This is a genomic window from Lutispora saccharofermentans (assembly GCF_024363565.1).
Lineage (GTDB): Bacteria > Bacillota > Clostridia > Lutisporales > Lutisporaceae > Lutispora > Lutispora saccharofermentans.
Genome location: NZ_JAJEKE010000013.1, coordinates 1 through 26,510, shown reverse-complemented (window position 1 = coordinate 26,510; position 26,510 = coordinate 1). Strand labels below are relative to the sequence as shown.

Below are 26,510 nucleotides of genomic sequence, written 5' to 3'. Positions count from 1 at the left end.
GTTTTATTATGGATGGAGATTGCGGAATCATAAGACAGATGATCATCATTACAGACGGAAGGTCAAACATAGGCATAAACCCGGTGGAAGCGGCAGCCAAAGCCAAAGCGTCGGGTATCACGGTGAGTGCGATAGGCATAATCGATGGCGAAGGCAGAGATGAGAAGGATGTTATGGAGGTAGAAGCCATATCCAAAGCAGGGGGAGGACTCAGCGATTATTGTTATCCCCGGAATTTGAGCATGACTCTCCAGGCTATGACTCAAAAAACCGTAAACCATACCCTGGAATGCATTGTGAGCAAGCAATTAAAGACTATCATAGGTCAGGATATGACGAATATTGAACCGAAATCCAGGATGAAGGTTGTGGAATTCATAGAAAACTACGGAGAGAGAGTTGATTTGCTTTATGCCATAGTGCTGGACACCAGCAAGAGCATGACCAACAAGCTGGAGCTGGCTAAAAGCTGTATTATTGATTTGATGGAGGCATTGAGCCACCGCAGAGGTGTGAGTAAGGTAGCTTTGATTTCGTACCCGGGAGAAAACAGCCAATCAGCCGGTATAGCCTGTGAATTTACATCTGAAATATCGGTTCTGAAGGAAGGGCTGAAGCTTTTAAAGGCCGGTGGAGGGACTCCTACAGGACCTGCCATTTTGTCCGCCATGGAACTGATGCTGGAAGATGAAGCTCCTGCCCAAGCTCATTATGTATAATATCATAAACAAGGAGATAACCGGCCGCTGGTATAAAAGCAAATATAAAATCATCAGGCTCATAGGCAATGGAGGTGTCGGGGAAATATATCTTGCGGCGCATGAAAAAAGAGGATTGGTTGCTCTTAAAATCAGCAGATCCATGTTGAGCATCACCAGGGAATATGATAATATGAAGAAATGTGAGGGCAAGAATTATTTACCCATGGTTTATGAGCTTGATGATTTTGAAACCCATGGTGAAGCATATCACTTTTTTGCAATGGAATATATTGATGGATATGACCTGTCCAAAGTCATGAAGAGTGATTTGCCTCTGAAGCTGAAATTAGAAATTTTTATAATAATACTCCGCATTATTGAGGATATTAATGAGGAAGGATTGATTTACTCAGATTTAAAGCATGAGAATATAATGGTGGACAGCCGAAATCTTTTCATACGCTTCGTGGATTTCGGAAGCTTAACGCCGATGGGGGGTATTATAAAGGAATATACCCCCTTGTATGACAGGTACTCCTGGAAGATGGGAGACAGGACCGCCGATGCGGCTTATCAGGTATTCAGCGCTGCGGTCTTGCTTATGACACTCATTCTCGGGTACAAGCTTCGGCCGGACAAGAACAATATATTGTCCATCAGGAGGGCTTTAGTGAAAAATAATACCCCTGAAGCACTTGCAGAGTTGATTGAGAAGGCTCTGAAGGGTGAGATAAAAAATTGCAGGCTGTTTTATGAGAAGCTTGTGAATGTGGATATTTCCGTGAAGAAACAAAGCATTAAGCTTAATGCTTTGTTAGATTCCATCATAGCCATATTAATTTTTTTGTTGGGAGTTGTGCTTGTAAATTTGAAAGCTCTGACTCCCATTTCTCTATTCTAGAAAAGAGGATAATCTGCCCGGTTGTAGAATAAACTAAAAAATGATCAATAGCCATGAAAAAGGGAGTTGATATTGCATGAGAGATTTGACTTTGGTCGCAGAAGAGACGATAAGGAAATATAACATGCTGAGCCCCAGGGATTCCGTTGTTGTCGGATTGTCAGGAGGGCCGGATTCTCTGTGCCTCCTTCATGTGCTTTTGGGACTTAGGGAATCCTGGGGTTTAAAGATATATGCGGCACATCTCAATCATCAATTCAGAGGCAAGGATGCGGATGATGATGCTCAATATGTGAAGGATATATGCAAAGAATGGGATGTTGAGGTCTTTGTCCAGGTTTTTAATGTTTCTGCCTATGCAAAGGAAAGGGGATTATCCTCGGAGGAAGCGGGAAGGGAAATAAGATACAAGCTTTTCAGCGATGTCGCAGAGCAGGTAAAAGCCGGCAAAATAGCCGTAGCCCACAATATGAACGATAATGCGGAAACGGTTCTGATGAATTTATTCAGAGGAAGCGGCATAGAGGGCTTAAAAGGGATCGAAGCATCCAGGGGAGAGATCATAAGGCCTCTTATAAACGTGAGCAGAGATGAAATTGAGGCCTATTGCGAAGAAAAAGGCCTGAAGCCAAGAATAGACAAGACAAATCTGGAGCCTATATATGGGAGAAATAAGATCAGGCTGGAGCTCATACCCTATATAGAAAAGAATTTTAATGCAAGCATAATGAGCACCTTGCACAGGCTTTCGGATATTGTTGCAATAGAAAATGATTTTTTGCATAAAGAGGCTAAAATTACATTTTTAGAGATTGCAATTACAGGTGAAAATAGTATAGAATATAATATCAACAAATTGAGCAATATTCATCCCGCCCTTATGCGCAGGGTCATAAGGATAGGCATAGAAGAGCTCTTAGGAAGCCTAAAGGGTATAGAGTATAAGAATATCGAAGGAGTGGTGGACTTACTGGGCAAAAGCACCGGAGCTGCTGTCATACTGCCTAATAATATCAAAGCTTACATATCCTATGATAAGCTGATATTGAAATTTGATAGAGACAATGAAAGCTATAAGTATTATTTGAAGCTTGAAAACGATGCGGACAATATTGCTGAATTTCTCGATTTTACGATAAGCTTGAGGAGTATAGATGCATCCCAGATAGCCGATCTGAAGAAAGATAATAAGCATAAGGCCTATATCGATAAGGCCAAGATAAAGCAAGAACTGGTTTTGAGAAACCGTTTGGAGGGAGATGTTTTTTCTCCTATAGGCCTGAAAGGCACAAAAAAATTGAAGGAATACTTTATTGATGAAAAGATACCGAAGGAAGAGCGGGACAATATTTTTCTCATCGCCGACGGTAAAGAAGTCGTTTGGATATTAGGAAAGAGATTGAGCGATAAGTATAAGATCACAAAGAATACAAAAGAAGCAATTATGATTAATATGATGAGGGGGACCTATGATGAATAACGATATATTAAAGATACTTATAAGCCAGGACGAAATCAAAGAAAAAGTAAAGGAATTAGGGCAGCTTATTACAAAGGATTATAAGGATAAAGATCTTATGGTTATAGGAATACTCAAAGGGTGCATAGTATTTTTATCCGATCTGATAAGAGAGATAAATTTACCTCTTACTATGGATTTTATGGTTGTTTCCAGCTACGGTTCATCTACAAAGTCCTCCGGTGTCGTAAGGATCGTAAAGGATCTGGAAAAGGATATAGCAGGCAAGGATATACTGATCGTTGAGGATATTGTGGATACGGGACTTACATTGAGTTATCTGGTTGAATACCTCAAATCCAGGAATGCCAGCAGCGTAAAGATATGCACTCTTTTGGAGAAACCGGACAGGAGAAAGGCAGAGGTTGATCTGGAATATGTGGGCTTCCACATACCCGATGAGTTTGTCGTCGGATATGGCCTGGACTATGCAGAGCTTTACAGGAATTTACCCTTCGTTTGCGTTCTAAAACCGGAGGTATATTCTTAATTGTAAATTATGGTTCAATATGATAAAATTATTTTGTTGTCTTAAGAATATAGTTTAATCTGTTGTGGCAGCTTGCTGCAAATTAACCTGCAGCACGGCAAACAGAATAGGCTGGCACAACATGTTGATTTAAAAGAATGATAAGAAAGCTTTTCGACTATGTTAACACGGTTTAAAGGAGGGTAATTTTTGAAAAAGTTTTTGAGGGGTATAAGCTTTTACGTGCTTATTTTTATAATAATCATTTTCTTTGCCCAGATATTCAGCAATACCGGTGAAGGAAAGACCAAGCTCACTTATACCCAGTTTATATCAGAGGTTGAGAATAAAAGGATAAGAGAAATATATGTGACAGTTGTGGGTGATACTTCAATCATCAATGGAAAGCTTAGCGATGGTAAAAAATTTGAAACAGCAGTGCCCACTCTTCAATTCAATCAATTGGCCCAGGATTATGCAGAGAGAGGGACACTTAACATAATATATGAAAAGCCTCAGCAGACTTCGGTATGGCTTTCTATTTTGCCGCCGGTCGTGCTGATTCTCCTGTTTATAGTCTTTTTCTTCATATTTACCCAGCAAACCCAAGGCGGGGGCAACAGGGTCATGTCCTTTGGCAAGAGCAGGGCGAAACTCTTGACGGATGATAAGAAAAAAGTTACCTTTGCTGATGTGGCGGGCGCAGATGAAGAGAAGGAAGAATTAGGCGAGATCGTCGATTTCCTCAAGCAGCCCCGGCGCTTTATAGAATTAGGAGCCAGGATTCCTAAGGGTATTTTGCTGGTCGGCCCTCCCGGCACAGGCAAAACTTATCTTGCCAAGGCAGTTGCAGGGGAAGCGGGAGTTCCTTTCTTCAGCATCAGCGGCTCAGATTTTGTCGAGATGTTTGTAGGCGTGGGAGCTTCAAGGGTAAGGGATTTATTTGAGCAGGCCAAGAAAAATTCTCCCTGCATAATTTTCATAGATGAAATAGATGCCGTAGGAAGGCAAAGAGGCGCAGGTTTAGGCGGAGGCCATGATGAAAGAGAGCAAACATTAAATCAATTGCTGGTTGAGATGGATGGATTCAACATAAATGAGGGCATAATAATAATAGCTGCTACCAACAGGCCAGACATACTCGACCCTGCACTGCTCAGACCAGGAAGGTTCGACAGGCAGATAATGGTAGGCATACCAGATGTAAAAGCAAGAGAAGAAATATTGAAGATACATGCCAGAAATAAACCTCTGGTTGAAGGCATAAGCATGGAGACCCTCGCAAAAAGCACTCCGGGCTTTACGCCTGCAGATCTGGAGAATCTTATGAACGAGGCTGCTCTTTTAACAGCCAGGAGAAATAAAAAGCAGATAGAGATGAAAGAGCTTGAAGAAGCGACTATAAGGGTGATAGCAGGGCCGGAGAAAAAGAGCAGGGTGGTCAGCGAACAGGACAGAAAGCTTACCGCATACCACGAAGCAGGCCATGCAGTGGTACAAAAGCTCACTCCCAATGCAGATCCTGTTCATCAGGTTTCTATTGTTCCCAGGGGAAGAGCCGGAGGTTATACAATTTCTCTTCCTCAGCAGGATAAATATTATATGTCCAAGATAGAATTAGAAGATCAGATCGTGACTCTTTTGGGAGGCAGAGTAGCTGAGAAGGTGGTACTCAATGATATAAGCACCGGAGCCAAGAATGATCTTGAGAGGGCAACCACCATAGCGCGAAAGATGGTAACCGAATACGGCATGAGCGAGAAATTGGGGCCGATGACCTTTGGCACCGATCATGACGAGGTATTTATAGGCAGAGACCTTGCCAGAAGCAGAAATTACAGCGAAGAGATCGCAGCCAGCATTGACAAGGAGATAAGAAGCATCATAGAAAGTGCTTATCAGAAGGCAGAAGGAATGCTCAGAGCTAATATCGATAAACTTCATGGCGTCGCTAATGCCTTGCTTGAGAGAGAAAAGCTGGACAAGGAAGAATTTGAAGAAATATTTGCAAATGCATAAGGAATGGTTTAAACCATTCCTTATTAATATAAGATGAAGAATGGAGGTACATATATGAAAACAGACATACAAATAGCTCAGGAAGCTAAGATGAAACCCATTATGGATATCGCTCAGGATGTAGGAATCTCTGAAGAAGAAGTTGAGCTTTACGGCAAGTACAAGGCAAAAGTAAATCTAAGCATCTGGGATAGGCTTAAGGATAAGGCCGATGGCAAGCTGGTTCTGGTCACCGCAATAAATCCTACACCGGCCGGTGAAGGAAAATCGACCACCACTGTCGGTTTAGGGCAAGCGCTGGCAAGATTGGGGAAGAGGTCGGCCATAGCGTTAAGAGAGCCTTCTTTAGGGCCTGTATTCGGTATAAAGGGAGGAGCCGCAGGAGGCGGATATGCTCAGGTGGTGCCTATGGAGGATATCAATCTGCATTTCACCGGAGACATGCACGCCATAACAACTGCCAACAATCTTCTTTCCGCTGCCATAGATAATCATATAACCCAGGGGAATGCTCTTGGAATAGATATGAGACAAATAGTTTGGAAGAGAGTCATGGATATGAATGACAGAGCCTTGAGGGAAGTCGTAGTGGGATTAGGCGGGAAAGCCAACGGCTTTGTAAGGCAGGACGGATTTATGATAACTGTTGCTTCTGAGATAATGGCGATCCTCTGTCTATCGACCGGCATGATGGATCTTAAGGATAGGCTTTCAAGGATCATAATAGGATATAATTATGAGAATAAGCCTGTAACTGCGGGAGATTTAAAGGTCCATGGAGCTATGGCATTGCTGCTCAAGGATGCTATAAAGCCGAATCTGGTGCAAACTCTGGAAAATACCCCTTCCTTTATACATGGCGGACCTTTTGCAAATATAGCTCACGGCTGCAACAGCATAATGGCGACAAAGCTGGGATTGAAGCTTGTTGATTATCTGATCACTGAAGCTGGTTTCGGTGCGGATCTCGGAGCGGAAAAGTTTATGGACATAAAATGCAGATATGCAGGAATTGCACCCTCTGCCGTCGTAATAGTTGCTACAGTAAGAGCCCTGAAGATGCATGGCGGCGTAAAAAAGACAGATTTAGGCCAGGAAAACGTGCCCGCATTGGAGAAGGGCTTTGAAAACCTCAAAAAGCATATTGAGAATATAAACAAATTCGGTGTGCCTGTAGTTGTAGCAATGAACAAGTTTATTACCGATACTGAGGCAGAACTTGCCAAGCTGACGGATCTTTGCAGAATCCAGGGTGTAGAAGCTTCGATATGCGAGGTTTGGGAAAAAGGCGGAGAAGGCGGCGAGGATCTGGCATCAAAGGTTGTTGAAGCCTGTGAAAAGGAAAGCAATTTTAAACTGTTATATGATGCCAATGAAAGCATTAAGGACAAGATCGGCAAGATCGCAAAAGAGATCTATGGAGCCAAGGGTGTGCAATATACGGGGAAAGCGGAGAAGGAGATAAAGCTTCTTGAGGATCTGGGCCTTGACAAATATCCCATATGCATGGCTAAGACCCAGTACTCTCTGTCAGATAATCCTGATCTTGTAGGAAGGCCCGAAGGCTTTGAGATAACGGTCAAAGAGGTGAGGGTATCAGCAGGTGCCGGCTTCATAGTCGCGTTAACAGGGGATATTATGGTTATGCCCGGGCTGCCTAAGATTCCTTCAGCAGAAAAGATAGACATAGATGAGAAGGGTGTAATCACCGGGTTATTCTAATATAATTATATCAACTTGCATATTGACGAAAGGAAGTGTTTATTTTTGAGCAGCTTTAAATGTTTTGAGACTACAATAGCTCAAGTGCATGAGGCTATGCTGGCGGGCAAGCTGACCTGCCGCCAATTGGTAGAATACTATCTTAAGAGAATTGAAGCCTATGACCAAAAAGGCCCGGCGCTTAATTCCATCATCCTTGTAAATCCAAAGGCCCTTGAAGAAGCAGACGCTTTGGATGCTGCTTTAAAAGAGAAAGGGTTGACAGGTGCCTTGCATGGTATTCCCATTATTCTTAAAGATAATGTAGATACCTATGATATGGCTACTACAGCGGGTTCCCTAAGCCTGAAGGGATTTGTTCCCGAAGATGATGCCTATATCACCAGGAAGCTGAGAGAAGCAGGGGCGATCATATTGGCTAAGTCGAATTTGCATGAATTTGCAATATGGGGCGAAACGATCAGTTCAATACTGGGTCAGACTCTTAATCCATACGATCTTACAAGAACTCCCGGAGGCTCATCAGGAGGTACAGGCGCTGCCATGGCTGCAAATTTTGGGCTTGCCGGAATTGGCACTGATACAATAAACTCCATCAGATCACCATCGTCAGCTAACAGCCTTGTAGGAATTCGCCCGACAATAGGTTTGGTCAGCCGCGATGGTATAGTTCCCTACTCATTCACACAGGACACGGCAGGCCCGATATGCCGTACAGTTGCCGATGCCGTTGCAGTGCTTGACGTTATAGCAGGCTATGATAAGGCAGATGATGAAACCGCATGGTGCTGCGGGAAAATTCCTAAGACCTATAAAGCATTTTTGAATAAAGATGGTCTTAAAGGCAAGAGAATAGGCATACTGGAAAGCTTTTTCGGTAAAGATGAAGTCCATAAGGAAGTCAATAAACCTGTTCGTGAAAGCATAGAAATGTTAAAGGAAAACGGCGCAGAGCTGATATCCATAACTGAGGAAATAAATTCAGGCTGGCTGACTTCAAGTGTTAGCGTACATTTGGATGACCTCAAGGATCATCTTAATATTTACCTCAAAGCATTGCCGGATTATGCTCCGGTGCATTCTGTAGAGGAAGTTATGGCTTCCGGAAAATATCATCCGGGAATAAAAGAAAATATGGAAAAGGCTATGGCATTAAGTGTAGGGACGCCTGAATACAATCAAAAGCTTGTATTGCGCGCCCAGACGCAGACAAAGGTGATGAAGCTTATGGCAGACTATGAATTGGATGCTATCGTTTATCCCCATCAGCAGCAATTGGTTTGCAAGACTGGGGGGAGCCAGCAGCAGCGCAATGGTGTGCTTTGTTCGGTGACGGGCTTTCCTTCCATAGCTGTTCCGGCAGGATTCTCAACCCCGTCTGCTGATGCTCCTATCGGTGTTCCGGTTGGCATGGAGATCATCGGAAGACCGTGGAGCGAGCCTGTATTAATAGAGATTGCCTATGCTTTCGAGCAGGCATCTCAGTTGAGAAGAATACCCGCAAGCACCCCTGAACTTTGAACGAGACTTCATTCAGAGGGGGATTCAACCCCCACTGAATGTTAGTCGAGTCCATAGAAGGTGAATTGCCCCACAGGGGCAAGAGAGGCTGCCCTGGGGCACTGGACTTAGCCGCTCTTGGCACCCGCCGCCTATAGAGGCGGGGGTCGCCTGTGCCCTGTGGGTATAGAGCGGGTTAGTTCAGTGATAAAAATAAATAATGGCAGGAGCTCTAAGATGTGGAGGCTCCTGCTCTATTTTTATAACTCAGGAGGCGTATTCAATGATAAATAATATTCATTGAATAATATTAAAAAGCTTTGGATTTTTGGGTATAATACATAGTGTGTGTGAAAAAGTGAGGAAAATGAAATATATAAGGACTATTGTGAAAAATTAAACAAAATTTATAGTACCTTTTAATTTAGAAATGTGATAATATAATCTAAGAAGGAAAACTTGCAGAATTAAACAAAAATGAAAGATATCATTCAAAAATTTCAATAAGGTTTACAAAAAAAGTTGAAATATTGATTGATGTTTGTGTATTATTTACATAGTACCTATATATTAACTCTTTAAAAACAAATATTATTTATTAATATAAGGGAGGCTAAGCATGTTTAACAAAGAAAAGCTTGATGCTCAAAAAGCAGAAAGACAAAATTGGGAAGACAAAAAGATTGCAAAAGTATTAGCAAAGAATCCTGAGAGAAAAGCTAAATTTACGACCACTTCAGGAGTCGAAGTGAAGAGACTCTATGCTCCGGAGGATATAGCCGATTTAGATTACAATGAAGATTTGTCCTATCCCGGCGAGTATCCTTATACGAGAGGCGTACAGCCCACAATGTACAGAGGCAGATTCTGGACTATGAGGCAATACGCAGGCTTTGCAACTGCAGAAGAATCCAACAAAAGGTACAAGTACTTGCTTCAGCAGGGCCAAACCGGCTTGAGCGTTGCTTTTGATCTTCCAACCCAGATCGGCTATGATTCGGATCATTCATTGTCAGAGGGCGAGGTAGGCAAGGTAGGCGTTGCTATCGATTCGCTAAAGGATATGGAGATTCTGTTTGACGGAATACCGTTGGACAAGGTAAGCACTTCCATGACCATCAATGCTCCTGCTTCAGTACTGCTTGCTATGTACATAGCCGTTGCAGAAAAGCAGGGCGTATCGGCAGAAAAATTATCAGGAACTATCCAGAATGACATATTAAAGGAATATATAGCCAGAGGTACTTATATATTCCCGACTGAACCGTCCATGAGACTTATAACTAATATTTTTGAATACTGTGCAAAATATGTTCCTAAGTGGAACACTATATCAATAAGCGGCTATCATATCAGAGAAGCTGGTTCTACAGCTGTGCAGGAGGTTGCATTCACTTTGGCAGACGGTATAGCCTATGTAAATGCTGCCATAAAAGCCGGACTTGATGTAGATGAATTTGCACCGAGACTATCTTTTTTCTTCAATTCCCACAACGATTTACTGGAAGAGGTTGCAAAGTTCAGGGCAGCCAGAAGGTTATGGGCTAAAATCATGAAGGAAAGATTCAACGCTAAGGAACCCAAATCGATGATGCTGAGATTCCATACACAAACCGGCGGATCTACTCTTACTGCACAGCAGCCCGATAACAACGTTGTCAGAGTTGCTATACAGACTTTGGCTGCAGTTTTGGGCGGCACTCAATCCTTGCATACAAATTCAAGGGATGAAGCTTTGGCACTTCCTACAGAGAACTCGGTAAGAATAGCTCTCAGGACCCAGCAGATAGTTGCCTATGAGAGCGGAGTAGCTGACACTGTTGATCCTCTTGCAGGTTCATATTATGTAGAAAGCTTGACTTCCGAGATTGAAAAGAAGGCTTGGGAATATATCTCCAAGATAGATGAAATGGGCGGAGCTGCAAAGGCTATCGAGAGAGGCTTTATACAGCAGGAGATACAGGAGAGCGCATACAAATATCAGAAGGAAATTGAAAAGGGCGAGAGAATAGTAGTTGGCATGAATAAATTCCAGATTGAAGAATCAGCACCGAAGGGGCTTTTGAGAGTCGATCCTCAGGTAGGAGAGCTCCAGAAGAAAAAGCTGCAGGATCTGAGAGCCGGCAGAGATAACGCTAAGGTTGATCAAAGCTTGAATGCTCTCAGAAAGGCTGCATCAGGCGATGAGAATCTGATGCCTTATATAATAGAAGCGGTTAAAGAATATGCTACATTAGGCGAAATATGCGGTATTTTAAGAGAAGTATTCGGCGAATACCAGCAGTCTGTTATTCTGTAAGGAGGTAAATGAGATGAATAGACCAATTAGAGTCTTAGTTGCAAAACCCGGCCTTGACGGTCATGATAGAGGGGCGAAGGTTGTAGCCCGCGCTATGAGAGATGCTGGTATGGAGGTAATATATACAGGACTCAGGCAGACCCCTGAGCAGATTGCAGAAGCTGCTATACAAGAAGACGTTGACTGTGTAGCATTGAGCATACTATCAGGAGCTCATAACCATCTTTTCCCGAAGGTAGTCCAGCTGGTAAATGAAAAAGGCGGGAATGATATCCTTATAGTAGGCGGCGGAGTAATACCTGAAGAGGACATACCCGGACTCAAAGAGGCAGGAATCGCGGAGATATTTACTCCAGGAACTCCAACAGCCGTTACCATAGATTTTATAACACAGAACATAAAGAGAGATTAAGGGTGATTTAGATGGATATAAGAGCAGGCTTGTCCAGCGGCACCAAAAGGGCCGCTGCACGCCTTATCACTATGATAGAAAGCGGCAGCCAAGAGGCAATAGAAATCATAAAGGAATTCTATCATATGACAGGCAGAGCCAGAATTATCGGCATAACCGGTCCTCCGGGGGCAGGCAAGAGTACTGTGACAGACAAGCTTGCAAAGCTGGTAAGAAAGAGAGGCAAAAAAGCTGCTATTATTGCTGTTGATCCCACAAGTCCCTTTAGCGGGGGCGCCATCTTAGGAGATAGAATCAGGATGTCCGACCTCAATACGGATGAGGGAGTATTCATCAGAAGCATGGGTACAAGGGGGGCTTTAGGCGGCCTCTCCAAATCCGTACAGGGTGCTATCAAGGTGATGGACATAGCCGGATATGATTATATCTTCGTTGAAACAGTAGGCGTCGGTCAATCGGAAATAGATATTGTGAAGGTTGCAGATACAGTGCTCATGGTGATGGTTCCCGGACTGGGAGATGATATCCAGGCAATAAAAGCAGGTATAATGGAGATTGGAGACATATTTGCAGTCAACAAATCCGACAGGGAAGGCGCAGAAAGAACTGCCACGGAAATTGAAATAATGCTTGATCTCAACGGCATGACGGAATACAGGCCTCCCGTTAAAAATATTATAGCCAGAGATAATGTTGGTATAGAAGAATTATTTGAAGCTATTGAAAAGCATAATGAATATATGATATCTTCGGGGAATTTCAGCAAGCGCAGAGAAAAAGCGATTGAGACTGAAATATTTGAGATTTTTAAAGAAAATTTGCTTGGCAGGATAATGAAGCTTCAAAAAAGCACAGATTATTTATCAGACCTTATACTAAAAGTTTTAAATAAAGAGATGGACCCATATTCTGCTGCATCAGAACTATCAAATATATTAAACAAAGAGGAGGGGAGAATGAATGGTTAAAAAGGTTGATCATATAGGAATTGCAGTAAATAACCTGGAGGAATCAGTTAATTTCTATGAAGATATCTTGGGGCTTAAGCTCCAAGGCGTTGAAACAGTAGAGGAGCAAAAAGTAAAAGTTGCTTTTTTACCCGTTGGAGATACGGAAATTGAGCTTTTGGAAGCTACAACTCCTGACAGCCCTATTGCAAAGTTTATTGAAAATAAAGGCCAGGGAGTACAGCATATAGCTTTCAGAGTCGATGATCTGGAAAAAGCATTAGAAGAGATGAAAAAACTAGGTATAAGGCTTATCGATGAGAAACCGAGATATGGCGCCGGCGGTGCGAGGATTGCTTTCTTACATCCAAAGAGCACCAATGGTGTACTAGTGGAGTTATGTGAGAGGAAAGGATAGGGAGTGATAAAATGTCAACAGACAAAATACAGCAACTTAAAAAGATGAAAGAGGTCATATCACAGGGTGGCGGAGAAAAGAAAATCAAGAAGCAGCATGAATCAGGCAAGATGACAGCCAGGGAAAGATTAGGCTTATTGTTTGATGAAGGAAGCTTTGTTGAGATCGACGCTTTTGTAAAGCATCGCTGCACAGAATTCGGCATGCAGGAGGTAGATGCTCCCGGAGAAGGTGTTGTATCAGGTTACGGCACAGTTGAGGGGAGACTGGTTTATGCTTATGCTCAAGACTTCACGGTTGTGGGCGGTTCATTGGGAGAGATGCATGCAAAGAAAATATGCAAGGTCATGGACATGGCTCTTAAGATGGGAGCTCCGGTCGTAGGCATCAACGATTCCGGCGGAGCAAGAATACAAGAAGGTGTTGACGCGCTTTCAGGATACGGCAATATTTTCTATAGAAATACAATCGCATCAGGCGTTGTACCGCAGATATCCGTAATAATGGGACCCTGCGCAGGCGGAGCAGTTTACTCACCCGCTCTGACAGATTTCGTATTCATGGTTGACAAGACCAGCCAGATGTTTATAACAGGGCCTCAGGTTATAAAGGCAGTTACAGGCGAAGAGGTTTCTGCAGAAGACCTCGGCGGTGCCATGACACATAATAAGGTGAGCGGGGTTGCTCATTTCATCAGCGCAGACGAGAAGCAATGCATAGAGGATATAAAGAGACTTTTAAGCTTCTTGCCTTCCAACAATATGGAAAATGCACCTGAATTTGCTTGTGATGATGATCTGAACAGGATAGAAGATAAGCTTAACGATATCATACCTGATAATCCTAATAAGGCTTATGATATGAAGGAAGTAATGGCTGCTATCGTTGACAATGGAGATTTTATGGAGGTTCAGCCATATTACGCTATGAATATAATTACAGCTTTTGCAAGGCTTAACGGCAGATCTGTAGGTATCATTGCAAATCAGCCTAAAGTATTGGCCGGCTGCCTTGATATAAATGCATCCGATAAGGCAGGAAGATTTATCAGAACCTGCGATGCATTCAATATACCTGTGCTCAATCTCGTTGATGTACCTGGATTCCTGCCAGGCACCAATCAAGAATATGGCGGAATAATAAGACATGGCGCTAAAATGCTTTATGCATACAGTGAAGCAACTGTACCCAAGGTAACTCTTATAACGAGAAAAGCCTACGGCGGAGCCTATATCGCAATGTGCAACAAGGAATTAGGGGCGGATCAGGTATATGCTTGGCCTACAGCCGAGATTGCAGTAATGGGACCTGAAGGAGCCGCCAATATAATTTTCAGAAAAGACATTGAAGGGGCAGAGAATCCTGCAACGGCAAGACAAGAAAAGATACAGGAATACAAAGATAAGTTTGCAACTCCATATATAGCTGCAAGCAGAGGCTATGTAGATGATGTTATAGAACCTGCAACAACAAGACAAAGACTGATTTCCGCCTTTGAAATGCTGGAGAGCAAGAGGGAAAACAGACCTGCTAAAAAACACGGCAATCTGCCTGTATAGAAAAGGGGGATAATGATGAGCGAATTAGAACAGCTTTCATATGGGCTAATAGTTACATTGGTTGGTATGGGCATAGTATTCTTGGTACTCATTGGTCTTGCTTACATGCTTGGCGCATTAAAGCTCCTGTCCAATAGAGGAACGGCAGAAAAAAAAACTGAAGTTGTTAAGCTAGAAAAGACTGAAGAACCTGCAGAAGTGATAAGTGGACCTGCAGAAGATGAGGAAGAACTCATTGCTGTTATCAGTGCAGCATTGGCGGCTGTAATGGGCAGCAGCAGCAACCTGGTAATAAAATCTATCAACAGAGTGGAAGATAATGCTCCTGTATGGGCTAGAGTCGGAAGACAGGAACAAATGTTTAATAGATTATAGGAGGAATAGAGAAATGAGAAAATTTTTAATAAATGTCAATGGAAACAGCTATGAGGTAGAAGTGGAAGAAGTTAGAGACGGAGCAGCTGCAGCAGCACCCGCCGCACCAAAGGCAGCACCGGCACCTAAAGCAGCACAGGCTCCGGCGCCAAAAGCAGCTGCAGCAGCACCTAAAGCAGCAGCACCTGCAGCAGTACCCGCCGGAGCAGCAACAGTTGTATCTCCGATGCCCGGAACAATATTGTCCGTCAACGTAAAGGTTGGAGAATCAGTGAAAAAAGGACAAGTACTATGCATACTTGAAGCCATGAAGATGGAAAATGAGATAATGGCAGCCGGAGATGGCAAAGTAGCTTCAATAGCAGTAAATGCAGGGGAGTCAGTAAATACAGGACAGGTTTTGATTGTGCTTGAATAGCACGGCAAAGCTTTGAATGGGGGAATTTTGAATGTCATTGATAGAAGCTATACGGGATTTCTATTTTACCATGGGCTTTTCTGCCATAACCTGGCAAGAAGGCGTAATGCTTTTAGTATCTTTTGTTCTAATATATCTTGCTCTTAAAAAGGGCTTTGAACCTTTATTATTGTTGCCCATAGCCTTTGGTATGCTTCTTGCCAATTTGCCTTTGGCAGGATTAAATGCAGAACCGGTATATCAGCTTGTTACAGACCCTGTGACGGGAGAGCATGTCCATAAGATGGTGGATGCCGGCGGCTTGCTGTATTGGCTGTACAGAGGTGTTAAACTAGGAATATATCCTCCATTAATATTCTTGGGCGTTGGAGCTATGACAGATTTCGGACCTCTTATTGCTAATCCTAAGAGCATACTTTTGGGAGCTGCTGCACAGTTCGGTATATTCACTACCTTTATAGGCGCTTTATTGCTGAACTTTATACCTGGGATAAGCTTTACTATCCCGGAAGCGGCTTCCATAGGTATAATAGGCGGAGCAGACGGACCTACAGCCATATATCTTACTGCTAAACTGGCACCTCATCTTTTGGGGCCAATAGCAGTAGCGGCATATTCCTACATGGCATTAGTGCCTTTGATTCAGCCTCCTATAATGAAGGCTTTGACAACAAAGGCAGAAAGAGAAATTGTTATGGAACAGCTAAGACCTGTTTCTAAAGTAGAAAAAATAGTGTTCCCAATACTGGTTACCGTAGTAGTGTCATTGGTGCTTCCGGCAGCAGCATCCTTGGTAGGCATGTTGATGCTTGGCAATCTGCTCAGGGAAGCAGCTACAATGCAGAGCACTCTGCACAGATTGATGAAGACTGCAGAAGGCGAATTGATGAACATAGTCGTTATATTCCTCGGTGTTACAGTTGGTGCTACGGCCAACGGTGCTTTGTTCCTATCTCCTAAGACATTGGCAATAATTGCTCTGGGTCTTGCAGCCTTCTCCATGGGTACAGCTGCAGGAGTTCTATTTGGTAAAGTAATGTGCAAATTGAGCGGCGGAAAGGTAAACCCGCTCATAGGCTCAGCAGGTGTATCAGCAGTGCCTATGGCAGCCAGAGTATCACAAAAGGTAGGCCAGGAGGCCAATCCTTCAAACTTCCTTTTGATGCATGCTATGGGACCTAACGTTGCGGGAGTTATCGGATCTGCAGTTGCAGCAGGCGTTCTCCTTTCAATGTGCGCTATGTAATGAATGAATTTTAAAATACAGGCAGAAATGCCTGTATTTTTGTTATAATATATGTATGAAGCCAGAACTCAGGGTCCAGAACTCAGAGCTCAGGGGCTAGGGCAGGACACTGGGGTCATCTTTCAGTGGTTACTGTCGTCTATATCTCAGCATAAAAAGTAAAAGGAGCAGTATTATGAAAGTCAAGATACTGGAAGAACTGAAGAAGAATAGAGGAAGCTATTTATCCGGAGAGGACTTGAGCAAAAAATTCGGCGTCAGCAGGACTGCCATATGGAAGTATATTAAAAAGCTTAAAGAAGAAGGCTATATAATAGAATCTTTGACCAATAAAGGTTATGCCTTATTGGAAAGCCCGGATATATTATACCCTGCTGAAATAGAAGGGCTTCTGGATACAGAATTTATCGGCCGGGAAATCATATACCTGGATTCTGTAGATTCTACCAATAGCTATGCAAAAAGACTGGGAGAAAAGGACTTCATAGACGGCACCGTTATAATTGCAGAAGAGCAAATATCAGGGCGGGGCAGATTGGGCAGAGATTGGGTCTCACCAAAGAGCAAGGGCATATGGATGACCATATTGTTAAAGCCTGATATAAAGCCTGAGCAAGCCTCTCAGGTAACTCTAATAGCTGCTGTTGCCGTGATGAAGGGGATAAAAGGGGTATGTGACACGGATATAATGATAAAATGGCCTAACGATTTGGTGCACAATGGCCGGAAGCTTTGCGGCATATTGACGGAATTGGGAGCAGAGATAGACAGGATCAATTATCTATGCGTAGGCATAGGCATAAATGCGAATTCTGATGAGAAGGATTTTGGCGATCTCAATACAGCCACTTCAATTAAAATTGCATCAGGCCTTCAGGCAGACAGGAAAAAAATCATTGCAGAGGTGCTGAAGTCATTTGAAAATTATTATTCTCTATTTTTAAAGAACGGCAATATATCTTTCATGCTCGATGAATATAAAAAAGCCTCGGCTAATGTTGGAAAGGAAGTCAGAGTGATCACAAAAGACGGCGAGTTTAAGGCGGTGGCAGAAGATATAAGCTCTAATGGACACCTGCTGGTCAGAAGGGATGGCGGGCGGATTGAGGAAATAACTTCGGGAGAAGTGTCTGTGCGTGGCATATATGAATATATTTGATCAAAAAATATTGCATTGATTATTTAATGATGATAAAATAATTTTGCCGGCATCGTAAAGAGCTGGACTTGTACTAACAAAAATATTATATAATATCGTCCGGTATCCTTTTGGAACTGGAACGGAGGTGCGAAAATGTATAGTGAAAGAGCAAAAAGTATTATGCCAGTAAGAAAGCTTGTGGTCACAGGCATGCTGGCAGGAGTATCCATCCTGTTGGGTAGTACGCCGTTAGGCTTTATACCCATTGGTCCCGCTAAAGCTACCATAATGCATTTGCCTGTAATAATCGGTGCGATTATGGAAGGCCCCTTGGTAGCAATAGGCATAGGTTTGATATTTGGCGTATTCAGCATGATACAGGCAATAATGGCGCCGACGGTCATATCCTTTGTGTTCTTGAATCCGCTTGTGGCTGTATTGCCGCGAATGCTTATCGGACTCACAGCTTATTATACTTACAAAATGACCAAAAGTGCGGCCGCTTCCGCAACTATAGGAACCTTGACCAATACCATAGGCGTGCTGGGAATGATCTATATGCTTTATGGGGCCCAGTTCGCAGCTGCATTGGGTCAGGATCAGGGCAAAGCAGCGGCTCTCATACTCGGTATTGCAACAACAAACGGCATACCGGAAGTCATCGTTGCTGTCATAGTCGTCACTGCAGTCACAGCAGCGCTGAAAAGAATAAGAAAAGCATAAAAGCCAGGCTAAATGCCTGGCTTCAATTTAAGGGCAAGGAAGGTTATATATACATGATACTTGTGATAGATGTGGGAAATACCAATATAGTTTTAGGAATATATGAAGACAAAAAGCTGCTGGAATTCTGGAGAATAGGGACTGAAATTCATAAGACCAGTGATGAGTACGGGATGATGATAAACCAGCTTTTCAGCTTTTCCAACTATAAGCTGTCTTGTATAAGCCAGGTGGTCATATCCTCCGTGGTTCCCACTGCCATGTATACATTGGAGCACATGGCACGCAAATACTTTAAAAGTGAACCTCTGGTTATCGGCCCCGGCGTAAAGACGGGCATCAATATCAAATATGATAATCCAAAAGAAGTAGGAGCAGATAGAATAGTGAATGCGGTTGCTGCATATGAGCTTTACGGAGGACCGCTGGTCATCGTAGACTTTGGTACTGCCACCACATATTGTGCGGTATCAAAAAACGGAGAATATCTGGGCGGTGCGATATCCCCGGGAATACAGATCTCTATGGATGCATTATTCCAGAAAACGGCAAAACTGCCAAAGGTAGAATTGGTGAAACCGGAAACGATGATATGCAAAAATACCGTCAGCAGCATGCAGGCAGGAATAATATTCGGATATGTGGGACAGGTGGATTATATTGTAGAAAGAATGAAAAAAGAGCTGGGAGATGAAAATACAAAAGTAGTCGCTACCGGAGGCTTAGCAAAGCTCATAGCTACAGAGTCGAAAACGATAAGCATAGTAAACGGCTTATTGACTCTGGAAGGTTTGAGAATAATATATGAAAGGAATAGAGAATGATTGGTGGTTCTGTGAAAATAGGGGATATTCAAATCGAAAATGATCTATTTCTTGCGCCTATGGCAGGGGTTACGGATATGGCTTTCAGACTCATCTGCAAGGGCTTCGGCTGCGGGCTGGTGTATACTGAAATGGTCAGCGCCAAGGGCATGTTCTATAAAAGCGAGAACACCGCTGCTCTGACAGCAGTAGATCCTGATGAAAGACCTGCAGCAGTTCAGATATTTGGCAGCGATCCCGGAATAATGGCCTATGCGGCTGCTAAGGTAGAAGAGGATGGAGCAGAGCTGATAGATATAAATATGGGTTGTCCCACGCCTAAGATAGTGAATAACGGAGATGGCTCCGCCCTTATGAAGAATCCAAGGCTGGCAGGAGAAATAATAAATGCGGTAGTAAAGCAGGTCAGGATTCCCGTAACCGTGAAAATGAGAAAAGGGTGGGATGAAAACACTGTGAACGCTGTACAGCTTGCGCATATAGCCGAACAGGAAGGCGCCGCTGCAGTGGCTGTCCATGGAAGAACCCGGGAGCAATTTTATATCGGAAAGGCGGATTGGAATATCATCAGAGAAGTCAAAGCAGCCTTATCCATACCTGTAATAGGGAACGGAGACATATATACTCCTCAGGATGCTGAGAGAATGCTGGAGGAAACAGGCTGCGACGCCATATTGATAGGCAGGGGAGCTCAGGGCAATCCCTGGATATTTGAAAGGACCAAGAAGTATCTGGAGACTGGAGTTTTGCCCGAAGAGCCATCACCTAAAGACAAGGTGGAAATGCTCATCCACCATATGAGCATGCTGGTGCAGCAAAAGGGAGAGCATATAGGGATTAAGGAAATGAGAAAGCATGCTTCCTGGTACCTAAAAGGCCTGCCAGGCTCCTGCACTATAAAAAGCAGGATATTCACAATGACCCAAAAGCAAGAGATAGAGAACCTGCTGAACTCCTATTTAGATTCATTGATCTAAGCGGGAGTTTTTTTATACGGTATAATGCTGCTAATTTTTTTTAATATAAAATTGTATAAATTTTACTATAGTATTAGAATATATATGTAATGATTACATACTAAACAATTATTACGGAGGAGAAAGAATATGAAACATGTCATCAGTGTGAGCATTGGTTCATCAAAAAGAGATCACAAGGTTGAATTGGATTTCAAAGGCGAAAAAATAGTGGTTGAAAGAGTAGGAACAGACGGAGATATACAAAAGGCCATTGAAATAATCAGCAGCTTGGATGGTAAGGTTGATGCTTTTGGCATGGGCGGGATCGATCTGTATCTGAGAGCAGGGAATAAGAAGTACATAATAAAAGATGCGATACAAATAAAGAATGCAGCCAAGATTACTCCTATGGTTGATGGCTCCGGATTGAAGTCAAGCCTGGAGAGAAATCTTCCCGGATACATCAACGATAATATAATGCCACTTAAGGGTAAGACCGCCTTTATATTGACTGCTGTTGACAGATATGGCATGGCAGAAGGCTTTGACGAAGTGGGATGCAGCTTGATTTTAGGTGATGTCATGACAGCTCTGGGGTTTAATATACCCATATATTCTCTGAAAAGGCTGGAGCGGATTGCCGGCATAATAGCGCCCATAGCCTGCAAGCTGCCTTTTGAAATGTTATATCCCACAGGCAAGGCTCAAAACAAAGAAGAAAATTTTGCAGGGAAATATGATAAATATTTTGAAGCATCAGATATCATTGCAGGAGATTTTCACTATATAAGGCGTTATCTTCCCAATGATGCCAAAGCTAAGCTCATCGTTACCAATACGGTCACAAAGGAAGATGTGGCATGGCTTAGAGAGAGAAATGCAGGCATGCTTGTAACCTCTACTCCAAATCTCTCGGGGAGATCTTTCGGCACCAATGTTATTGAAGCATTGGCGGTAGCAATACTCAAGAAAAATCCTGATGATATCAAGGACCAGGATTATTTGAATGTATTGGAGGATATAGAATTCAAGCCTCATGTGGTCTATCTCAATGATACGATGGCCTTTAAGGCTCAAGGCGTAGGCAAATAATTAGCATATATTCATCCTGCCCATAATATTAATATTCAAAGGGAGACGGAAACCACTGAAAGACACTGAAACTTTACAGAAAAACACTGAAGGGTTTTAAACCTCTGTGAAAATCTGTGACTATCAAAAAAGACTCCAAAAGAATTGAAATATCTGATGAACTAAGAATATTGTTAAAATGGAGATGGGAGGATGAAGAGGGCTGCTATAATCGTATATGGAGACAACTCCGGGAAAATAAAGTTTTGGCTTTTAGGCAAACCTTCTGAGATTGGAAGGATCAACATTGAGATTGGCGGAGAAGCCTATGAAATATTTATATTTGAAGTTCCGCACACAAAAGAAATCAAGCATAAAATCAAAGAAAAGAGGATAATCCACAAATTCTGCGGAGAGAATAATATACAGTTTGTTTTTCCTGTTGATGAAATGGATGAAAAGCTGAATAGCATCTGGCTCAGCATAAAAATTTTATGCATTTTAAGAGAAGTTGGGATAATAAGGGGAGAGGATGTCTTTAGCCAAAGCTTTGGAATTATAAGCGGTACCTTGAACCCGATATTAATGGAAGCGATATCGGAGGAAGCATCCAGCATTATAGTACTGAAGACCGGTTCCAATGATGCGTCTATGAAAGAACTGCACAAAAAGATAATGGAAGAGAAAGGTCTTTCCATTGCTTTTGTAAATGATATAGAATTTCTGCTCAATCAATCAAAGATAATATTATGGGATGGGTTGATACCTGCCGAGAGATATAAAAATGCATTGATGTCAGCATGCATAGATATGGGAAGGGTTTTGATTTTGCCGAAGCATAGCGGTCCCCTGCAGCCGGATAGTGTGCTGATAAGGTTTGAGGATGAAATTACAAAGGCTATAATTAAATTTGCGCCAGGCACGGACATATGGAAAACAGTCTCATACTTTCCTTTTGTATGCTTTCTGGATGAGCAGGGAAATCCCGTGGATAAAGAGCGGATCAGAAGACTTCTCCTAAGAAGCAATAAAGCCTTGACAATACAAAAGTGCTAATTTATAATTAACAAATAACATGATAAGCAAGCACTGGAAAGGTATTCCTGCAGTGCTTGCTATGTTAATACCATAGGGGTTAAGCAATCAATACCAGGATAAAAAAGTAATAAGGACATATATTATTCACATCAAAGCCATAATTATATATTTTTGAAGGGGAGACGTATAAATGTCAAACAACAATAAAGAAAACTTATTAACCTTATCAGGTTTAGCCAAACTTGAGGAGGAATTAGAGTATTTACGAGCGACAAAAAGAGCTGAGGTAGCTCAAAGAATCAAGCAAGCACTTGCCTTTGGAGATATATCAGAGAACTCGGAGTATGACGAAGCCAAAAATGAGCAAGCTTTTATTGAAGGAAGGATTGCTCAGCTTGAAAATATATTAAAAACAGCCAAGGTTATTGATGATGAAGATATAAATACTGATATTGTGAATGTCGGAGCTAAGGTTTTATTGAAAGATGAAGACTTTGAGGATGAAATGGAGTATACTATAGTAGGCTCCGCTGAAGCCGATCCCATCAATTTAAAGATTTCAAACGAATCGCCTGTAGGAAAAGCCCTTATTGGCAAAAAAGTGGGAGATGTGGTAGAAATCCAAGTACCTGACGGTATTCTTAAATATAGGATTTTGCATATCAAGAAGTAGGGGGAATAAAAATGGCAAATGAAGAATTAAATCTTAATGAAATACTTAGGGTTAGGAGAGAAAAACTGAAATCTCTCAAGGAATCCGGCAAAAATCCTTTTGATATTGTGAAATATGATGTAACACATCATTCTGATGTGATCAAAAATAATTTTGATACTATGGAAGGCCAACTTGTATCTATTGCCGGAAGAATTATGTCCATGAGAGATATGGGCAAAGCATCCTTCTCCGATATCCAGGACAGAAACGGGAAAATTCAGGTTTACATAAAAACCGATGATGTTGGAGAAGAGAGCTACAAGCAATTTAAAACTTATGATATGGGAGATATCGTAGGAATAAAGGGCACGGTTTTCAAGACTAAAAGAGGAGAGATATCTATTCATGCACAGGAAGTCACTCTCCTTACAAAGTCGCTTCAGCCGCTTCCGGAAAAGTGGCATGGATTAAAGGATACAGATATAAGATACAGACAAAGATATGTAGATCTCATCGTAAACCCGGAGGTAAGGGATACCTTCATAAAGAGAACCAAGATACTGCAATGTGTAAGAAAATTCTTTGATGACAGGGGATTTTTAGAGGTTGACACTCCTGTCCTGGCTACTATTGCCAGCGGCGCTGCAGCAAGACCATTTAAAACTCACAGCAATGCCCTGGATATTGATCTATACCTGAGGATTGCTACGGAGCTGTACCTGAAAAGGCTTATAGTAGGCGGCTTCGAAAGAGTATATGAGATGGGCAAAGACTTCAGAAATGAAGGCATAAGTGTCAGGCATAATCCGGAATTCACGATGATAGAACTGTACCAGGCCTATGCGGATTATAACGATATGATGGAGCATTGCGAGCAATGTATAGCTTACTGTGCACAGGAGGTCCTGGGAACCACAAAGATAACATATCAAGGAACTGAAATTGATTTGACCCCTCCGTGGAACAGGATAACCATGATCGATGCGGTTAAAAAGTATTCAGGGGTTGATTTCAGGGAAGTCAAAGGCGATGAAGCAGCCAGAGAAATGGCAAAGAAGCTTAACATAGAAGATGAATTGAAAAAGGATTTGAAATATTGCACTTGGGGCGATATCTTAAATGCCGCTTTTGAGGCATTTGTAGAGGAGCATTTGATACAGCCTACATTTGTAATAGACTATCCCGTGGAAATATCACCGCTTACAAAAGCCAAAAAGGATGATCCGACAATCACGGAGAGGTTTGAAGCCTTCATCTTTGGCAGAGAAATCGCTAATGCTTATTCTGAGCTTAATGATCCCATAGTGCAAAAGGAAAGATTCCTGCAGCAGCTTAAAGATAGAGAATATGGAGACGACGAAGCTTATGCCATGGACGAAGACTTTGTAAATTCTCTTGAAGTAGGCATGCCGCCAACAGGAGGCATGGGAATAGGAATAGACAGGATCATAATGTTCCTTACAGACTCTTATTCCATAAGGGATGTAATACTTTTCCCGACAATGAAGCCATTGGCAGAATAATGAAAAGAAGCATGGAAATCAACTCCATGCTTTTCCTATTCTCTGCTTTTCATTATTTCTTTTTCAATGTTTTTCATATATTCGATAGAAGAAGGCGATAACATTTTAAATAATTCTTCCCTGCATCGCTTTGCCACGTCTGTTCTTACTTCTTTTCTATTTTGGGCAAAATCAATCCAGCTGATTTTTTTCCTTCCGTGATAGACATCATAATCACAGATCCTTGTATTATCTGATGAAATTTCAAGGCCGAGCAATATTTTCTTTATGTGCTTTGGTTCATATAAGGTAAAAAACCTTATGCTGTATACACCTACGGACATCAGCAAAACCGCATAGTCCTTTGACCAGCTTTCTCCGAGCACAAGCCCCAGCTCCAGATTTTCAAGCACATGCATAAGTCTCCTGTAATGAAGGTGATAAGCGTTATATATGTCATATATCCTTATCTCTACCTCATACCAGTTCTTATTTTCCAAGCCTTCATTGAGATACCTTAATGCATTTACCTTCAAATTTCTGTATAGTCCTTTGGTTGGATGCCCGATGACTATGCATTTTTCGCACAGATCATCGAGCCCAAGATTGTTGATCAAAGGCTTATCCGTAAAGGTGATAACGCTGGAGGGCAAATCAAGATTAAAGAAGGTTTCCTTCAGATCCCTTATTTCTCCTTCATAGTCTTTCAATATGGAATATATTATTTTGCTGATATTGCCGAAGTATCTGAAAATCAATAATCTGGGAGCCAGCTTAAGGCTTTTTATCAAATGATTATTTTTTTCATTGACTATTCTGCATAAAATATGATCTAAATCCTGGGGCAGCATATATACCGGACTCTCTTCGCTTATTACGGAAGGCTTATTTATGTCATCTGTAATATATATAACTGTGTAGTCCTCATTTGTTTTCGCTGATACGGTATAGATATTGTCCTTAAATGCTTTTAAGCTTGTGATAAGGTAATCCTCCATGGCAGCCAAATCATAGGTTTCAATTATCAAGTATTTTGTACTTTTTCTTACTAATGAAATCATTTATTATTCCCCCTTCTGGTTACAGCCCGATTTTTCCTTTCATCAGCCTTGATTCGTTAGTGCCGTAAGGGTATTGAAGATAAAACAGTCTTTTGGTTTTTTCAGTGAGTATATTTATAGTGGAGATTCCGTTCAGATATATTCTGTTGTTGACCATATCATTCCCTATAGAAATATCATGTCCGAAAAAATTATAATCTGCCGGGTTCTGTACGATTTTATAAGGATAATGGCTTAACGCAACCTTTGCATTGAATATTTCTATATGGCAATGCTCTTCTATTATAGTGCTCTTTTTTGCATATTTGCGCAGCAATTCTATATTATCATGATTGCCTGCGCATATGTATAATTCCTTTGCATTCGAGCTCTCAAGCATATCCATTATTGATTTTAAGTGATACTCGTATTTAGGGAGCCTTTCTTTGTACATCTCAAGCTTTATATTATCGACCATATCACCGGTATGTATTATTATATCCGGCGAAAGCTCTTTCAATAGCTTACCGAGGGCACTGAAAAAAATCACAGGAGTATCTGATATATGAAGCAGCTTTCTCTCTTTTATATTCTTTATGCTATCGGGCACATATACATAACCCATTAAGTTGTAATAAATTAATTTAAATCTTTCATGCATTCCATCGACCTCTCAAAAATCGGGCGGCTTTGAATAATTTGTTCATTCGCTGTATATAATAAATTTTACCTGAGTCAAACCATAAATTAAAGTATATAAAGAACAAAAAGAGCTTAAAAATTTGTATTTACATAGTATAATTCCTATGATATTATTTATAATGCACTTTTGAAAACAACCAAAAACAAACAGGAAATAATATATTGACAGCTCTAATAATTCATGATAATATATAATTCCTGCTGGAGCGCAGGACAAAATCACAGCAAGCGGTCTGTTGAAAAAAACTAAAAATCATATTGACACGTTTTAAATGGACTGCATGAACTTACTTCGTGACTACAGATGAAAGAATAAATAATAAAAATCATATTGACAGTTCGTTTAATGC

The 26,510-nt window shown here is 41.8% G+C and carries 25 protein-coding genes; 23 read left to right on the top strand and 2 right to left on the bottom strand.

Annotation, left to right across the window (positions count from 1 at the left end; translation table 11 throughout):
* Nucleotides 1-8: 8 nt before the first annotated feature.
* The 23 genes from LJD61_RS13645 to lysS all read left to right on the top strand — a co-directional run bounded on the left by LJD61_RS13645 (nucleotide 9) and on the right by lysS (nucleotide 24,439).
* Nucleotides 9-719: a vWA domain-containing protein gene (locus LJD61_RS13645; protein ID WP_255228107.1), complete on the top strand. Its 711-nt coding sequence runs from the start codon at nucleotides 9-11 to the stop codon at nucleotides 717-719.
* A complete protein-coding gene (locus tag LJD61_RS13640; RefSeq protein WP_255228106.1) occupies nucleotides 688-1,602 on the top strand; it encodes a protein kinase domain-containing protein in 915 nt (304 codons plus the stop codon). The genes LJD61_RS13645 and LJD61_RS13640 overlap by 32 nt, the downstream gene beginning before the upstream one ends.
* 76 nt (nucleotides 1,603-1,678) lie before the next feature.
* On the top strand, nucleotides 1,679-3,082 hold the full coding sequence (gene tilS, locus LJD61_RS13635; RefSeq protein ID WP_255228105.1) for a tRNA lysidine(34) synthetase TilS: 1,404 nt from the start codon (nucleotides 1,679-1,681) through the stop codon (nucleotides 3,080-3,082).
* On the top strand, nucleotides 3,075-3,611 hold the full coding sequence (gene hpt / locus LJD61_RS13630) for a hypoxanthine phosphoribosyltransferase (RefSeq protein WP_255228104.1): 537 nt from the start codon (nucleotides 3,075-3,077) through the stop codon (nucleotides 3,609-3,611). Before tilS ends, hpt begins: the two co-directional genes overlap by 8 nt.
* 189 nt (nucleotides 3,612-3,800) lie before the next feature.
* Nucleotides 3,801-5,609: an ATP-dependent zinc metalloprotease FtsH gene (ftsH, locus tag LJD61_RS13625; RefSeq protein ID WP_255228103.1), complete on the top strand. Its 1,809-nt coding sequence runs from the start codon at nucleotides 3,801-3,803 to the stop codon at nucleotides 5,607-5,609.
* A 54-nt stretch (nucleotides 5,610-5,663) separates the two neighbouring features.
* Nucleotides 5,664-7,331 (top strand): formate--tetrahydrofolate ligase, encoded by a 1,668-nt coding sequence (locus LJD61_RS13620; RefSeq protein ID WP_255228102.1) that lies wholly within the window; start codon nucleotides 5,664-5,666, stop codon nucleotides 7,329-7,331.
* Nucleotides 7,332-7,427: 96 nt separating this feature from the next.
* A complete protein-coding gene (locus tag LJD61_RS13615) occupies nucleotides 7,428-8,852 on the top strand; it encodes an amidase family protein (protein WP_408615503.1) in 1,425 nt (474 codons plus the stop codon).
* A 598-nt stretch (nucleotides 8,853-9,450) separates the two neighbouring features.
* Nucleotides 9,451-11,130, top strand: coding sequence for an acyl-CoA mutase large subunit family protein (locus LJD61_RS13610; protein WP_255228100.1), 1,680 nt, complete (start codon nucleotides 9,451-9,453; stop codon nucleotides 11,128-11,130).
* Nucleotides 11,131-11,143: 13 nt separating this feature from the next.
* Complete coding sequence (locus tag LJD61_RS13605) at nucleotides 11,144-11,542, top strand: cobalamin B12-binding domain-containing protein (protein ID WP_255228099.1); 399 nt, start codon at nucleotides 11,144-11,146, stop codon at nucleotides 11,540-11,542.
* Between the two features lie 11 nt (nucleotides 11,543-11,553).
* Complete coding sequence (gene meaB, locus LJD61_RS13600) at nucleotides 11,554-12,510, top strand: methylmalonyl Co-A mutase-associated GTPase MeaB (RefSeq protein ID WP_255228098.1); 957 nt, start codon at nucleotides 11,554-11,556, stop codon at nucleotides 12,508-12,510.
* Nucleotides 12,503-12,907: a methylmalonyl-CoA epimerase gene (gene mce / locus LJD61_RS13595; protein WP_255228097.1), complete on the top strand. Its 405-nt coding sequence runs from the start codon at nucleotides 12,503-12,505 to the stop codon at nucleotides 12,905-12,907. Before meaB ends, mce begins: the two co-directional genes overlap by 8 nt.
* An 11-nt stretch (nucleotides 12,908-12,918) precedes the next feature.
* Complete coding sequence (locus LJD61_RS13590) at nucleotides 12,919-14,466, top strand: acyl-CoA carboxylase subunit beta (RefSeq protein WP_255228096.1); 1,548 nt, start codon at nucleotides 12,919-12,921, stop codon at nucleotides 14,464-14,466.
* A 15-nt stretch (nucleotides 14,467-14,481) separates the two neighbouring features.
* On the top strand, nucleotides 14,482-14,841 hold the full coding sequence (locus LJD61_RS13585; RefSeq protein WP_255228095.1) for an OadG family protein: 360 nt from the start codon (nucleotides 14,482-14,484) through the stop codon (nucleotides 14,839-14,841).
* Nucleotides 14,842-14,854: 13 nt separating this feature from the next.
* Nucleotides 14,855-15,259 carry a biotin/lipoyl-containing protein gene (locus LJD61_RS13580; RefSeq protein ID WP_255228094.1) on the top strand — a complete coding sequence of 135 codons (405 nt, stop codon included), beginning with the start codon at nucleotides 14,855-14,857 and terminating at the stop codon, nucleotides 15,257-15,259.
* Between the two features lie 31 nt (nucleotides 15,260-15,290).
* Nucleotides 15,291-16,505, top strand: a complete 1,215-nt coding sequence (locus LJD61_RS13575; RefSeq protein ID WP_255228093.1) for a sodium ion-translocating decarboxylase subunit beta — start codon at nucleotides 15,291-15,293, stop codon at nucleotides 16,503-16,505.
* A gap of 175 nt (nucleotides 16,506-16,680) precedes the next feature.
* Complete coding sequence (locus LJD61_RS13570; RefSeq protein WP_255228092.1) at nucleotides 16,681-17,664, top strand: biotin--[acetyl-CoA-carboxylase] ligase; 984 nt, start codon at nucleotides 16,681-16,683, stop codon at nucleotides 17,662-17,664.
* 135 nt (nucleotides 17,665-17,799) lie between these two features.
* The gene (locus tag LJD61_RS13565) at nucleotides 17,800-18,369 is read left to right on the top strand and encodes an ECF transporter S component (protein WP_255228091.1); all 570 of its coding nucleotides are present in this window, start codon (nucleotides 17,800-17,802) and stop codon (nucleotides 18,367-18,369) included.
* Nucleotides 18,370-18,422: 53 nt separating this feature from the next.
* Entirely contained in the window at nucleotides 18,423-19,193 is a 771-nt protein-coding gene (locus LJD61_RS13560; protein ID WP_255228090.1) for a type III pantothenate kinase, read from the top strand.
* An 11-nt stretch (nucleotides 19,194-19,204) separates the two neighbouring features.
* Nucleotides 19,205-20,170, top strand: a complete 966-nt coding sequence (gene dusB / locus LJD61_RS13555; protein ID WP_255228089.1) for a tRNA dihydrouridine synthase DusB — start codon at nucleotides 19,205-19,207, stop codon at nucleotides 20,168-20,170.
* Nucleotides 20,171-20,299: 129 nt separating this feature from the next.
* A complete protein-coding gene (locus LJD61_RS13550) occupies nucleotides 20,300-21,244 on the top strand; it encodes a quinate 5-dehydrogenase (protein WP_255228088.1) in 945 nt (314 codons plus the stop codon).
* A gap of 192 nt (nucleotides 21,245-21,436) precedes the next feature.
* Nucleotides 21,437-22,279, top strand: coding sequence for a hypothetical protein (locus LJD61_RS13545; protein WP_255228087.1), 843 nt, complete (start codon nucleotides 21,437-21,439; stop codon nucleotides 22,277-22,279).
* Nucleotides 22,280-22,451: 172 nt separating this feature from the next.
* Entirely contained in the window at nucleotides 22,452-22,934 is a 483-nt protein-coding gene (greA, locus tag LJD61_RS13540; RefSeq protein WP_255228086.1) for a transcription elongation factor GreA, read from the top strand.
* 11 nt (nucleotides 22,935-22,945) lie between these two features.
* Nucleotides 22,946-24,439 carry a lysine--tRNA ligase gene (lysS, locus tag LJD61_RS13535; RefSeq protein WP_255228085.1) on the top strand — a complete coding sequence of 498 codons (1,494 nt, stop codon included), beginning with the start codon at nucleotides 22,946-22,948 and terminating at the stop codon, nucleotides 24,437-24,439.
* Nucleotides 24,440-24,474: 35 nt separating this feature from the next.
* Here lysS and LJD61_RS13530 read toward each other — a convergent pair whose 3' ends face one another.
* Together LJD61_RS13530 and LJD61_RS13525 are read right to left on the bottom strand one after the other, a co-directional pair.
* Nucleotides 24,475-25,479: a hypothetical protein gene (locus LJD61_RS13530; RefSeq protein WP_255228084.1), complete on the bottom strand. Its 1,005-nt coding sequence runs from the start codon at nucleotides 25,477-25,479 to the stop codon at nucleotides 24,475-24,477.
* 19 nt (nucleotides 25,480-25,498) lie between these two features.
* Nucleotides 25,499-26,119 (bottom strand): metallophosphoesterase, encoded by a 621-nt coding sequence (locus LJD61_RS13525; RefSeq protein ID WP_255228083.1) that lies wholly within the window; start codon nucleotides 26,117-26,119, stop codon nucleotides 25,499-25,501.
* Nucleotides 26,120-26,510 lie beyond the last annotated feature (391 nt).